Here is a 13,801-nt window from a genome sequence, read left to right as displayed (position 1 = left end):
GCACCACAGCCAGAACGCGAGGGCGGGCGAACACCCAATCGTTCGAGAAATCATCCCCGAGTGTCCGCCACAGCTTGCCTACGCTAGCTGCCGTCGCCCCCGCTATCCGCTGCTGAACCCGATACTGCTCCTGAGCTGCCTGGGGAATCATCAAGCCCCCTCATCGCCGCTGCAATCTGCGGGTCTTCCAGTTCCTTTTCCCGCATGGCAAGCACACGTTCGATGTCAGACGGGTCCAACCCGTCAATCTCCATCAGGTACTCGAGCGGGTAACCAAGGTTCCGCTTCTTGAGCAACGCATCAGCCAACTGAGCTTCCGAACGAATCTCCGGGTTCGCCCACGTGATCGTCGCCAACCGTGCAGCCTGCGCCAACGACTGATCCCCGAGGACCAGGGCCACAAGCCGGTACACCTCACGGATAGCCGGCGAAGCGAACGACTGGAACTCGAGGGACTTCTTCACAAGACCGATCTCGGAAGCCTTCAACCCCTCACCGTTCACATTCGACATGCCAGCCGTCGAAACCAAATAGGTCGGAGGGGTGCGCGTCTGAGCCGCAATATGCCCGACAGCCTTCTCAATCACACCCGTGAACACGTCGAGCCGTGCAGCCTCCCACGAATCAATCGTCGTGTCAGCACCCGACAAGTACAGGAGCCGCTTCTCAGCAAGATCCTTGATGTCAACATCCTTCTCGCCGATCTTCTTACCCTCGGCATCAAGAACAGGCATCTTCGGTGGCCCCTGATGCAACACAACCCGCGCCGGCATCGACGCATAATCAGCAGCAAGGAACAGGTACGCCCACAACAGGTTGATCGCGTTCTGCATCGGAATGACACCCTGAATCTCAGAGATCGGGTCACCCTTCAACGTCGGACGGTTGGCGAACTCCACAACCGGCACAAGGCCAAGCGGATTCGCCAACGGCCACTGCTCACCCATAACCTCACGGGCAACCCAACCACCAGTCGACCCCGCATGACGCACCCGCGCCTGGTCAGGCTGCGACGCCTCCTGCATCTGCGACGTCGAACGGTTCCGCTGAAACTTCCACACCCACTGCGGCGTGTACAAGGTCGCGTACTCGACACCAGAGTCAGCCCACGTCTTCAACGCAGCCACACGACGACGACCATCCGCCCAGTCGTATTCGATCTCAACGTCAGCGCCGTGCTCCCACGAAATCGTCGGCTGCTGAGTGAACGGATCAGCCCACACAATCACGTACGACCGCGAAGTCGTCAACGAAGCAACAAACCCCTGAGAAGACTGCATGTCCATCTCATTCAGAAGCCACTGCTCGTGAAGCTTCTTCGCAGCATCCCCATACTTCGACTCATCCAACTTCACACCCGTATACCGAAGACGCTCAGCCTCAGCATCAACCACCGGACGCGACCAGTTGTCAGAGAACCCCACATAGCGGGCGGCGTTCGCCTTCTTCCACTCCTCAGTCGCAAACGTCAAAGGCTGATCGCCCTCGTAATACCGTTCACGCTCATCAAAGTCCGGCCGGCGTCCATTCAGACGGGCATACAAACGGTTCACCATTTGGAGAGCATCGGTCGCACTCATTGAGCCTCCAATTAGGTCAATTAGAAATACACGTACTCGTCTGGTTCTTCCTCGAGCGCACCACCAGCAATCGCATCGCAGACGGCCTCATGGGCCAGCACAGATGACATCGCGTAGTCGAACTTCTGGTGGTCAGTCAGCTTCCCGAGGAAGTAGCGTCGCTTCTCGGTGGCCGGGTCCAAGCCGCGTGCACGGATGACCGCGTTCGCGACATGGATCTTGACTTGGTCGTCGTCGTCGTGACGGAACCGGGCGTCCTTGTCGTAGACGTCTCCCTGGAATCGCTCCAAGGAGGCCCACATCGACGTGATCCGGTTCGTCGGCCATTTGACGAACACCTTGTCGCCATACTTCGACGCCCACTCGTCAATCTCGGTCTCCCAGAACTGCGGGTCCAAGTAGGCGCGAACGACGTTGTACTTCGCGCAAATCTCCTCGACCGCGGCGCGCACTTCATCCTTCGGGATGCGCCCACCCCAAGCCTTCGGCTCCCAAAGGGTCCGCCGATTGGCCGCGCCATAGGTGGGGGTGAACTGGTAGTAGTCCAACGTCTCGAGACGGATGCCCGTGAAGTCGTCGTTATCCGAACCATCGAAACCGAGGCAGACTTTCGCCCCGAACGGGAGGTCCCGCTTCGCCGCCTTCGTCGCCCACTTCGGCATGTCCATCCACTGCCCATCACCAGCAACGAGACGGTTCCCAAAGAACCGCTCCGCTTGCGCAGCATCGGACTGCATCAGCTCAGCCGCTTCTGCCTCGATCGAGTTCAGATCTACCCACGGCGACCCCTTGTAGACGTGCTCATGAATCTGTCGCCGCTCACGCTTGTTCTTGTACGACAGGTGAGCAGGAGGCTGACGGAAGAACTTGAACACGTCATCCGACTTCGCCTCAAACGTGCGTTGAGCCGTCGAATTCTCGACCGGGTTCCATGCATTCGTCGTCTCCAACGAACGCCCACCCATACCGGCAGCAGAACGACGCTGCGTCTCCGCAACCTCGACCATCTTGTTCGTCGTCGTGTACGTGCCCGACTCATCCTGAACCGCAAACGAAATCGGGTTACCAAGACGCGAACGTGCCGAAGACGACACGACGTCGATACGGTCAGCCTCATCATCGCCAGACTCACCCACAATGCGGATAAAGCCCTCACGGATCAAAAGCAGCTCCGAGAGCGGCCCCTGACGGATCATCGCCGACAACGGGCGATAGACGTTCTTGACCTGCTCCTCAGAGTTCGCCGTCAACTGGATCAACGGCGACGGATGACGCATGCCCATCGGCTCGCCATCCTGGTAGACGAACGCAGGTACGCGGTGCGACTTCTCGCCCCACCCACACGGGCAACCGAAATCACTGCACCGGTAAACCTCGCCACCCTCAGCCCACCCAGCGAACACAGAAGGCCCAACGGCCTCGAGCGCCACAATCGCAGCAGTCCACGGACCCTTACCGGTCTTCTGCGGCGCAACAACCTGAGCGCGCCGATAAACGAACGCCTGGTTCAACAGCACCGGGTTCTCATCTGTCGCATCGTCAGGATGGACGAACTCAGCGCCTACGCGCACACGGTAGAAGTTCGCCGTGCACCAAAACTGCCAATCTGACTGAGTGAACGGGCGACCCTTCATGAAGCCATTCGGAACACGTGCGTGAACCTCAAGCCACTTGTCGGCCAGATCACCCATCGTGGGGAAATCCACCACGTATTCAGTCACCGGAAACCGCCCTCAACCGACGCTGCTGCGGAACCTCCCCAACAGGTGCATCATCAGCCGCATCGCGGCGCTCTGAAACCTCATCAACAGCAATCGCCCAGCCGTTTTCCTTCAAACCAGCCGGCGTCAACCCAAGATCCGCTCGAGCCTGCCGAATATGCGTCCAAATCCCGACCTGCGCCTTCGGATCCTCCGAAAGCACCATCATTCGAGCCAGATCCGCAACATGCGGCCACCGCCACGGCTGGACCGCCCACGCGGCAGCCTGCGGTGTCGACCACAAGTCAGCCCAAACATCCAGCAGCCGACCGAAAGCATCCGGAATCGGAAACGCAGGAACATCGCCCGTGTAACCCTCAGCAGGCAAAGCAGTAAACGAAAACCCACGACGATCAGACCGCCCCGATCGAGGATCAGCAGCCGGCCCAGACCTATTACGAGCACCACCACGCATAATCAACCTCCACCCGCATTGCGCGGACATAGGAAAAGGCCCCCATTGCGGAGGTCCTTCGAAATGTTTGAACCCGCCGCACCATCGAGCCACCTCACCGGCGGTGTTTTGCCCTATACCCCTAGGGGGTCCCTGCCCACCCTATGAGGCCGCTGCCCACCTGCGGAAACCATGACCCTCGTCGCCTCTCGCTGCGTTGCAGATGCGATGCGCAAGACGAAGGTTGTTGACGCCGTGGTCTGGTTCGCTTGTCCACGATTGACACATGATGTGGTCAACAGTGGGTGCGTGTGGGTGTAGGTAGTGGGCATCCATGTCCACTACCTCGAAGCAGAGCTGACAGATACCTGCATCACGCGCGTACACCAGTGCGCGTACAGCAGGATCAACGATGCGGTTGGTGCGCCGCTTCCAGTCCCTGCGGTGCCACACCCTGGCGCACACCTTGCCGCAGAAGCGGGTCATGGGTTGGTTGTCCACGAAGGGGGCACTGCATTCCTTGCAGGTACCAGCAGTCCAAGCGTGCGTTGAGGTCACATGCGGGGTAGCAGCGGCGAGCATGCGCCCTAGCCGGGAGGGGGCGCGGTAGACCGCCACCCTCTGCTTAGAGGCCCTGACTTCGGCGTGCGTGTGTGCGTCCCTGCATGCGTAAGTGCAGAAGACGTTGGCATACCTGTTGCTGCGTGATGCTTCCTTGGCTACTGCCTTACCGCATCCGTCGCACGCTACCTCTACCTTGCGGTGTCGGTCGGGGCAGAACGTCTGGTTGTAGTGCGTGCCACACAGCCCTCGGGCCACGTGCTTACGGTCACAGTCATCCATGTTGCATACGCGCATAGCGTGCTCCCTTAAATGCGGAAGCCCCGACCAAGGGAGTGGTCGGGGCTTCCTGCGCGGGTAATTAGTCCGCGGTTCCTTTGTGTTCAGTTCGGGGTGTTCCAGCCTCCTGGCTGGTTCTCGGCGGTGGAGCTGTCATGGCATGGCTTGCAAAGTCCGCGCCCGTGGGCGGGGTCGTTGGGGTCCATGCTGAACTCGATGAGGTCGCGCCGGCTGATCGGGTAGTGGTCTGCGACTGTGCTCTCACGTACACCACACAGGGTGCAGATGGGGTCACGCGTCAAGGTTTGGTTGCGGAAGTTCTTGTGCCCACGTGAGGCGTAGCCTCTGTCTGTTGCTGTGCCCCTAGCCCTGTCGGCAATTGCACGGTGGGTGGGGCAGCGTGAGTGGGGTGTGTCGTAGAGGGTAGGGCATCCAGCCTGCGAGCAGACACGCATGCGCTAGTCCTTACGGTGGAAGTCGTACCGCTTCGCCCACCCCCGCGTATTGCGGTCTTCTCTACGGTCTTGCTCCTCGCACTCCCCTGCTGCGAAGGCTGACGTGTATTCGGCACCGCAGTTGGGGTATTCACACGTGAACATTGGTAGTCATTCCCCTAGCCGTTGTTCAAGTCGGTCGGCTGCTGCTTCAACAGTCAACGTGTCGCCTGTGTCACCGTGTACGTCTGGTGCCCATGCGAGACGGATGGTTGCAGCTACCAACTCTTCGACGGCCTCTTCAAGTTCGTTGAGCAAGTCGTTCATGGCTTGTCTGCCCACCCTCTCAAGACGAACATTTTCCCGAAGCTGCCCGGTGTCACACAGCCTCGAGGGCGGTGGTCTTTGAACACGTGAATGCCGCCCGCCTGCAACGCGAGATCACACAGGTATGAGCAAATGAGGCGGTCGCGTGTGCCGATGTACCTCAGCAACCAGCGGGGTGCGAACGGGCCAAGAATCTTCGTCACCGCAATGGCCACGAACCCGAGGTGGTCGTACTCAGTACCCAAGTGGTTGAACGCCCACATGCTGATGCGGTCGCGTTGCTCCGGGGTGAGGTCGAACTGTGACCATGCAACAGTGTCAGTGTTGTAATAGCTGATGGGGCGGATGATTGCGCCGCCTGGTTCTGCCGACACGCACTCAAGCTCGTTGATCGCGACCACGTTGTGGTTCCATGCCGACCGGGTGACGACTTGCACAGCACGTCCGAACCAGCCGCGGTTCCCGATGACAGCGACCTGACCTGTGAGCATCGGAACCCCCGCGTATTCAGTTAGTCGTCTTCGTCGTCTCCGAAGTACACCGTTTCCGTTACCGTGTGCCGGATGGTTTGGGAGATGTAGTCAGCGATACCAAGCGAGGTGATGAAGTTCTGCCCCTCAGCTACTTCGCGGAGGACGCTGACCTGCCCTTGGTCGAGGTCATCGAAGGATGATCCGAAGAGTTGCAGGATGTATCCGCTCACGAGTGCGCCATCGGTTTCGTCGGCGAAGTGTGCGTCGATAGCTGCGTCAAGGGCGGTTTTCGTCTCAAGTGACATGCCGCCTCCTAGGTGCAGTCGATGCAGCGAATGGTCTCAACCGCGACACCATCACCGGTCATTGAGTCCAACGCGGTCATGTACACGTTCCAGTAATCAATGACCTGCCGGCACACACCACAACGGACACCATGCGGATGAGACTCAGGAGTCACGATTTGCATGAGTCGGCCTGAACGCAACGGTCACACGCGAAATGATCCGGCCCGCCCATAGCGGCGAACGCGGAGGGTGAGTACACAGGCGAGAACCGTGCAGCGAACTTGCCGCACTCGGGACATTTGTGATCGGGCGCAGCAGTCATCGTCGTCTCCAACGTTTGGTGATCGTTGCGGATTCGAACCGCTCCCCCTTTCAGGGGCATAGCATCCTGTAGCTACCGGGCTAATCCGAGAGACGTGGTTAGCGCCCCTATAGGCCCGGACTTACGACCAGTCTTTAGTCTGTCAGTTCGTCGCTCGCGGGCAAACAGACCCGACACGCATTCCCGCGCGCACGGTCGAAACGCCGTTGCGCCAACCACCCGTGCGGCGGTCGATGAAACACGCAAACGGGATCAGTCGTCGTGTGGTTCATCAGTCTTGACCGACCTTTGACTCATCAGACGGCGGCAACTGCCAATCACCCTCATCGAACATCCGGTCAAGGATCATCTGCGTCGTACGGCGAGTCTGCTCGGACTCCGGTTCAGTCACGACCGTCTCCTCACGGTTGAACAGAAAATCGATGTACCTACGCGTGACCGATGGACGCCAATTACGCATCACTCTGCATGGCACTTGCAGTCGCACGGTGCCTTGTCGAATCGCGTGTGACCCTCGCACTCGTCGTGGAAATAGAGGATGCATGCCCCGGATTGCCTCTCAGACACGTTCGGCCTCCTCGTAGCGAACGCACGTCAGGTCGCCGCACTCGCCCATTTCGTGACCAAGGAAGGTTCCGCAACCACCGCAGACATGTCCCCAGCCGCCGTGCTCACATTCGATGCAATCGTTCGGCATGCGATACGCCTCAGCCACGGTCAGTCCTCCAGGATTCGGTCGGTCTCATCAATGACGTGATACGCCTGCTCCCGAAACGAAGCAGGAGCCGTGAGAAAGTGGTGCCCGCACATGTCAACCGCAGCCGTCTTCTGCTCCTCACGAAGCTCCGAAAACAGGCCACGCGCAAACGCACGAGCACCACAACCACGAACATCACACCGATCGGCGTGCGTCAGAATTCGCGACGACGGCTCACCGGTTACCACGACCACGCCAAACACACATCAGCAACCCCCAACAGACGAGGAACGGCAGAAACAGGGTAGGTAGGAGGCCGCAACGGGTGTCGGTCACACGAGACTCAAATCCGAGAACTCGCCCGCATTCGTCGTATACACGAGACCGCCACGCTTAGCCGTGCCGCCCGTGCCCTCCTTGTACCAATTCGAAGCACCCTCATACGTTGCGCCGCAAATACGAACACGGTTGCCGGTCGTCTCCAACTCGAAAGCGTGAGTGTGACCGTGAGCGAGGATGTTCGCCGCACCAGGGTTACCCCCGTTGAACGTGTGACCAGCCCACCAGTTCATCCCCTGACCCTTGCGCCACTGATGCCCGTGAGCAATCGTGAAGATCGAGTCACCAGCAGCAACAGTCATGTGCCCCTGATCAAGCGGGGGAACCTCGACAGTCACGTGACCATAGGCGGCAGGGTTCAGCTTCAATGCATCCGAAACCGCGATCGCCTGCTCAGTAGCATGACCATCATCCGGTCGCGTGTTCTGGAAGCGCTGTGCCTCATCATGGTTGCCGTTCACAACCCGCAGGAACAGTTCGTCCGTGAGCGGGGCAAACGCCTTGACCGCATCCATGAGGAGACGGCGAAACACGCGCATCTGCTCGGTGATCGTCAAGTCAGTGCGCCACATGTTGCGGCCACCCTGACTAACGTTGCCTTCCAAGCAGTCGCCCGGGAACATGAGGTTGATCGAGCCGATGTTGCGACGCTTACGAAGCGCCTTGTACTCGGCTACCGCACCATCGACGGACTCTAGGAACCGTTCGACAATCGCGTCGGACCCACCGTTGTCTGACTTTCCGAGTTGCTGGTCGCCGCTCTGAAAGTTGAACACCGATGACCCGACACCGACAGGCTTGTGAGCCTTGTGCTTCCGGATCAGTGCGAACAGGTCATCAACACGCGAGTCGTGCACCGGCTCAAGATTGAACCGGAACGACGACAACCAACGCTCATCGTACGTCTGCCACTTCGACACACGCGGGGCACCAACAATCCGAACCTCAGTCGGGTCATACCCGAACAGTTCCAGGATCTCAGTGTGCGACTTCGGTGCCGTCTCGAGCGGGCCAGTCTGGATGAAACCAGAACGACCATCGAACTCAGTCTTGGGGCGGTACTCCGACTCTTTCGCGGTCGGTTGCGTCAAACGGTCAGCCAGGGTACCCATTCGACCTTCTCCAAGCATCGAGCGATTCGACGCCCACGCGGACGCCTTCCGCACGGATCAGCGCCGCAAGGTTGCGACTGTTGACTCGAGGGTTGGCTGCTGCTGTGGCCAACGCTTTCAGGTCTTCGTCGTCAAGTGTCAGCACCCATGAGTCGAACAGTGGCTTACGGGTGTCTTGTGCTTCCTGCAAACGAGCTGCGAGGCTCATGGTGTGCCCTCCTAAGGGCTGTCATGAATTGGTCTATGCCCTATGGAGTTGTTGGCCGGAATGCGTCTGCCGGCCCAGCACTTATTCAATTTCTGCGAGCGTTGCAACCTTGCGTACCGGATACTCGCATCGTCGGCCTCGCCAGATTCGAACTGGCAGCATCTCTCGGTTTGAGCGAAAGTGGTCTACCTGTTGCCTAGAGGCCGATGCGAGCTGTCACGAATGACCACTTTGACGGTGCTGGAGTCAGGCTCGCGCTGACAACCCCGTGGAATCCCTGAGTCACGATCTCAGATAACGACCAAATGTCCGCGCGCGTTCGCCTCGCGGAGTCAATCGACTCGACCAAATCGGATCCCGTACGGCTGTCGGCACCCGCCGTGGGCTTTGCATGGTGTTGGCATGCGCCGGTCTCCCGCCAACCCTTGTGAGGATGGCGGGGACGATGATCCCTCAAGGCCACAACCGCGCTGTGTTCATCAGCTCAGCCGTACAGGCTGGCTATAGCGAAGGTAACCGCGTGTGCCGAGGGAAGACAAAAGCGCTAGAAGAAACACTTCTAGCGCGTGATTTCATTGTCTCACGTTTTGTATCGAATTACAAGCTTGTAGTTCGTGTCCGAATCTGCTCGTCTCGCTCGTTGTTGGTCGGGGTGTGGTCGCCGTCGTGTCCAGCATTCTCGCGGCACATGTGCACCATGCACATGCCGACGAAGTCCTCGGGCGGGTACAGCGCCTCATCGAGCAGACGGTCGGGAACGTTGTGTCCTGCTGCGACATGCTCCCGCAGATGGTCAACGATGTCGGCGGGACTGTGGAAGTCCCACGCGTCTCCGAGGCTGCATCCGCAGCACTCGATGAAACCGTAGACGTGGGCGTACACGTACACGTCGCTGCCAGAACCAAAGCGTGCGTAGCTCATCGCTCGTCCTCTCGTCCCAGCTCGTCGAGGTCGGGTGTCGCGCCCAACCGCAACGCGAACTCGATCGTCTGCCGCTTCCCCGACACCTCCCAACCACAACCATTCCGGCAACGCACACCCGGCTCCCCTGCCTCAACAACCGACACCAAAGCACGAGTCTGCGCACCCTCGAAGTTGATCACCCACTCCGCCTCACAATTCGGACACGCACCATCAAGCGCGACACCATCAACCGGGTGGAACAACGCCCAAATGTCAGGCACCCACCGGGCCACCACCCCAGACAGTCGCAGAAACAACGACTCCTGGATGCGCTGCCCCGACCACAACTCAGCCAACGTCTTATGCAGCACGGTCACCGCTTCGCGAAGGTCTCGAGGTGCCGGCCTCCCGAACTCCCGCAACCACGCCCGCGTCTGCCCGTCGATACGCTCCCACAGATCAAACGCCGGAATATTGAACGGGTTCCGCGCCTCCTGCGACGACCGACCCGAAGCCGTCCGACCCAACGATGAAGTCTTCGCCTTCGCGAGCATGTCCAACAGCGGGTCGTAGTTCACATGCTTGTACTCGCCGCCAATCGTGACGACATCACTCCATGGTCGTGTCAACTTCTCAACAGCAACATCAAGTTCCGTGCTCATTGTTTCCTCCCTGTTGCGAACCCAATCGCGTCCACCCACTCGTACCCCGCCCACAAACACAAACCAGACGGATGAAACACCACCCAATGAGGGCGGATCTTGAAAACGTGCAACCTCACCAGATACCCCCTCGAAGGACACGAAAAAGTCGCACCCCCGAAAGGATGCGACCCAGAAAAAGGATGCGTGTTCAGTTAGTCGCGAGTGGTCAGTGCGTCGATAGCGGACAGTGCGTCGTCTCGCCAAATGACATCCGGCTTCCGCACATCCTCAAGATCAGTCGCGAGAAGTTCGCCCGCGACGGCTTCTCGGGCTTGCCTGCGCCCCTCCGCAACACCCGCATCGAAACCTGCTGCGAAGCCAGAATCCAGCAGCGCTCGATACCCAGCCGCCATGTCAGGCGGATGGGTGTCGTGGTAACTGTCGATCGCCGCTTCTCGTGCTTCCTCAGTCATCAGTCCTCCTCCCAAACGTCATGACCAGTCACGTGCTCGTGCCGCTCGGCCCGTTCAACCAGTGCGGTTGCGAACGTACAGTCATGACAGGTAAACACCGGAACCTCTCGCGCCGCCTCAGCCATGGTCTACGCCTCTCAAAATGGAACCTCGCTGGACTCGTATCCGCTCGCAGGGGAAGTCTCCCACGACGCAGCAGGGGCAGTCACGGGGGCGGCAGTCTCGCCCGACAGTCGCGGACTGTTCACCGACAACTCAACCGACGTGCGTTCATTCCCATCCCGGTCAGTCCACGGGTCACCAATCTTCGCCCCCAGGAACCCCGACAGCGAAACCTTGTCGCCCTCGGACAGACCATGCGGCTCCTTGAACCACACACTGAAATACGTCTTGTACGTCTTCCCGCCCGACTCGTTCTCCTCCAACACCTTGATCCCGTTGCCCGTGCGATTCACACGCGACACCACAACATCCTTCAACTGAACAATCGCCATCAGCGCTTTCCCTTCGTCAAACCCAAATCCACCAACGTCGAACGAACCGTGTCCGCCCGATACCCCAAACGTTTCGCGATCTCATCCGCCGAAAAATGCAGCCCATGAAACCGTCGAATTTCCTCCCGCCGTGCAGGATCAGAAACCGGGGCCAAACGTGACCTGTGCTTCGGCGCGACCACAGAAGTCAACGCCTCCACCAACAAGTCGCCAACCTTCACACCACGACCGTCAGCCTTCGACGCGAGCCGCGCCCACAACCTGTCATCCAGGTCGACCGTGACTTTCATCAGAACGCCTCGCATCTGAGACACGGCAACGGATACCCCGCATGCTGAGGGCACTCACGAGCAGCCGCCTCAACCGCACGCAACGGCAGTCGCGCCTCACGCAACCGAGCCACATTCCGAACAATGTGCGCCGGCAACAACCAATCCGTCGACTCCCGGTAATGCGTCTGAATCGCAGCAACAGCATCATCAAGTGACACCCGCTCCAAGTCAGACGCCCACACACGAGCCACAGCCTGAGACACCGTCCGCCCATCCCTAGCCGACGCCAGGGTCAAGAGCTGGAACGCTTCCCGCTCCTCCATTGCCACCACCTCCATACAGGCGCTCGTACTCATTGAAGTTCACGTCAGCCTTCGCGACACCAGTTCGGCCCGCGGGCTTCGACGGCAACTCGTCCGTCCACCGCTCGCCACGCAGCCACGCGCTAAGAGCTGGAACGTACTGACGTTCCGTCGTCGCCTCATAGGCGTCACCGAACTGGATGACCCAATCCGCCAAGCCTGTTGCAGTACCCGTGTACGTCTTCTCGAAGGCACGCTTGAACTGGTCGAGAGCTTGCTTCCGCATCGTCTTCTTCGGCCAATGTGGCCATGCGCGTTCGAACTCGCTCACGAGCATCGAAGATGCGGAAGTGTTCTTCTTCTCCCCTGTTCCTCTGTTCCTCTGTTCCCCTGTTCCGGGCGCGACACCCTCGCGAATGTTCGCGACACTCTCGCGAATCACCGCATCATCCGCGTCATCACTGGGATAGCGGGCCTTACCCGGCTTATCGATGCGCTGATGCTTCGACCAGTTCACAATGCGCAGAAAATCGTCCCCCGCGACCGTGTACCGGACGATGCGAACAGCTTCGGAAAGCCTCGCGAGGCCTCGCGACACTCTCGCGAAAGTCTCCGGAGCATCACGCTCAAGATCATCCGCGAACAGGTCAGCGGCGATAGCGGACAGCTTGTCCCTACCCACCCCGTTGTCATCGACATACGACCACAACCCGACGAACAGCAACCTGTCCTCGATCGCAAGAGACGAGATATCTGACGACCGCCAGAACTCCGGTTTGATACTCCTGATCCGCACTAACTCACCTCCATCAAGGGTTTCCATTCGGACGCCTCAATCCGGCAGCCGTTACAAAACACGTCCAACCCGCACACGAAACCGCAGCGGGCACAGTCCTCACTCGTGAGAAACACGATCAGAACACCTCCAAGAGGGTGCGTACGGCCAACTCGGCCTGCTGCGGGACGACACCGTTGCCGAGCGCTTTCAACTGCTCGTTTCGGGTCAGACCAACATCGGTCACATGCCCGTCAGGGAGGCCCATCATCCACTCGACGAACCGAGCAGACAGACGATGTGCATTGCCCTTCCCATCAGGGTTCGTCGGCGCGGGGGCTACACGTCCAGTGGCGTCTTCCCATCGTCGGATTGCGGGTTCGTACGGACCCCAGGTACTAGCTCCCAGATCATCCGCCCGAGCAGCCCATTCACCGGCACGTTCGCCTGATATGGGCCGTCCTTCCGATCCCGCGTCGTCGGCGTCCCTAGCAGGTGCTCCACCTCGTCGGCCAGCGTCGGCCCGTGACCGCCCGCCTTCCGCTTCTCGGGATGCTGTGACCCGCCGTTCACCGCGAGCTGTGACGTTGGGGTCTTGAGCAACGACGAAGACTCTGAACCTTCCGTGCGGAGCGCCGGCGTCGGCAGCTCGAACACCACACCACCGCGCGTCATACCCGAGACCGGCCAAGTCTCCAAGAACAACTCCGAACGCATTGACAACAGGTCGTGTTGCCCCGTCTCCCACGCCCCACGGGTCGGGTTCCATTGCGCCGTCCGCCGTGGCAGAAAGCAATCCTCGGACATTCTCAATCACCACCAGTTTCGGTCGTAGTTTGTCGATCGCGTGGGCGAACTCTGACCAGAGGCCGGAGCGTGTGCCAGCAGTGATGCCAGCACGACGGCCAGCCAATGACACGTCTTGGCAGGGGAAGCCGCCCGTGAGTACGTCCACGGGTTCGACGGCAGACCAGTCGACGTTTCGGATGTCGCCGTAGTTGGGTACGTCCCAGTGGTGGGCGAGGATCTTCGACGGCGCCTGGTCGAACTCGACGTGCCATGCGGTTGTCCCACCGATGACGGCTTGGACACCCATTTCCAGTCCGCCGTACCCGGAGAAGAGGGAGCCGATTCTCATGTCGCCCATATCTGTCTCTCTTCTAGG

15 protein-coding genes and 1 tRNA gene are annotated in these 13,801 nt (G+C 59.8%); all 16 read right to left on the bottom strand.

Annotated features, from left to right (window positions below):
• Positions 1-83 precede the first annotated feature (83 nt).
• Positions 84-1,580 carry a phage portal protein gene (locus BUR99_RS02765; RefSeq protein ID WP_074258814.1) on the bottom strand — a complete coding sequence of 499 codons (1,497 nt, stop codon included), beginning with the start codon at positions 1,578-1,580 and terminating at the stop codon, positions 84-86.
• Between the two features lie 20 nt (positions 1,581-1,600).
• Positions 1,601-3,301 (bottom strand): hypothetical protein, encoded by a 1,701-nt coding sequence (locus BUR99_RS02760; RefSeq protein ID WP_200802654.1) that lies wholly within the window; start codon positions 3,299-3,301, stop codon positions 1,601-1,603.
• On the bottom strand, positions 3,294-3,509 hold the full coding sequence (locus BUR99_RS20375; protein WP_200802653.1) for a hypothetical protein: 216 nt from the start codon (positions 3,507-3,509) through the stop codon (positions 3,294-3,296). Before BUR99_RS20375 ends, BUR99_RS02760 begins: the two co-directional genes overlap by 8 nt.
• Positions 3,510-5,331: 1,822 nt before the next feature.
• Positions 5,332-5,826 carry a hypothetical protein gene (locus BUR99_RS02745; RefSeq protein ID WP_074258812.1) on the bottom strand — a complete coding sequence of 165 codons (495 nt, stop codon included), beginning with the start codon at positions 5,824-5,826 and terminating at the stop codon, positions 5,332-5,334.
• Between the two features lie 20 nt (positions 5,827-5,846).
• Complete coding sequence (locus tag BUR99_RS02740; RefSeq protein ID WP_074258811.1) at positions 5,847-6,113, bottom strand: hypothetical protein; 267 nt, start codon at positions 6,111-6,113, stop codon at positions 5,847-5,849.
• Between the two features lie 1,021 nt (positions 6,114-7,134).
• Positions 7,135-7,362, bottom strand: coding sequence for a DUF7455 domain-containing protein (locus BUR99_RS20710; protein ID WP_455423298.1), 228 nt, complete (start codon positions 7,360-7,362; stop codon positions 7,135-7,137).
• Positions 7,363-7,446: 84 nt separating this feature from the next.
• Entirely contained in the window at positions 7,447-8,565 is a 1,119-nt protein-coding gene (locus BUR99_RS02735; RefSeq protein ID WP_074258810.1) for a hypothetical protein, read from the bottom strand.
• Complete coding sequence (locus BUR99_RS19820) at positions 8,549-8,773, bottom strand: hypothetical protein (RefSeq protein WP_143231379.1); 225 nt, start codon at positions 8,771-8,773, stop codon at positions 8,549-8,551. Before BUR99_RS19820 ends, BUR99_RS02735 begins: the two co-directional genes overlap by 17 nt.
• Before the next feature lie 132 nt (positions 8,774-8,905).
• Positions 8,906-8,979, bottom strand: a tRNA-Leu gene (locus BUR99_RS20190).
• A 391-nt stretch (positions 8,980-9,370) separates the two neighbouring features.
• Positions 9,371-9,694 carry a hypothetical protein gene (locus BUR99_RS02730; protein ID WP_074258809.1) on the bottom strand — a complete coding sequence of 108 codons (324 nt, stop codon included), beginning with the start codon at positions 9,692-9,694 and terminating at the stop codon, positions 9,371-9,373.
• Entirely contained in the window at positions 9,691-10,338 is a 648-nt protein-coding gene (locus tag BUR99_RS02725; RefSeq protein ID WP_143231377.1) for a DUF7341 domain-containing protein, read from the bottom strand. Before BUR99_RS02725 ends, BUR99_RS02730 begins: the two co-directional genes overlap by 4 nt.
• A gap of 194 nt (positions 10,339-10,532) precedes the next feature.
• On the bottom strand, positions 10,533-10,793 hold the full coding sequence (locus BUR99_RS19815) for a hypothetical protein (RefSeq protein ID WP_143231375.1): 261 nt from the start codon (positions 10,791-10,793) through the stop codon (positions 10,533-10,535).
• 137 nt (positions 10,794-10,930) lie between these two features.
• Entirely contained in the window at positions 10,931-11,287 is a 357-nt protein-coding gene (locus BUR99_RS02720; RefSeq protein ID WP_074258807.1) for a hypothetical protein, read from the bottom strand.
• Positions 11,287-11,577, bottom strand: a complete 291-nt coding sequence (locus BUR99_RS19810) for a hypothetical protein (protein ID WP_143231373.1) — start codon at positions 11,575-11,577, stop codon at positions 11,287-11,289. Before BUR99_RS19810 ends, BUR99_RS02720 begins: the two co-directional genes overlap by 1 nt.
• A gap of 258 nt (positions 11,578-11,835) precedes the next feature.
• Positions 11,836-12,684 (bottom strand): hypothetical protein, encoded by an 849-nt coding sequence (locus BUR99_RS19805; RefSeq protein WP_143231371.1) that lies wholly within the window; start codon positions 12,682-12,684, stop codon positions 11,836-11,838.
• A gap of 91 nt (positions 12,685-12,775) precedes the next feature.
• A complete protein-coding gene (locus BUR99_RS02715; protein ID WP_074258806.1) occupies positions 12,776-13,783 on the bottom strand; it encodes a DNA cytosine methyltransferase in 1,008 nt (335 codons plus the stop codon).
• Positions 13,784-13,801 lie beyond the last annotated feature (18 nt).

Source organism: Agromyces cerinus subsp. cerinus (genome assembly GCF_900142065.1).
GTDB classification, from domain to species: domain Bacteria; phylum Actinomycetota; class Actinomycetes; order Actinomycetales; family Microbacteriaceae; genus Agromyces; species Agromyces cerinus.
The sequence above is the reverse complement of the archived record's forward strand: the minus strand, read 5'-3'. Positions and strand labels throughout refer to the sequence as shown.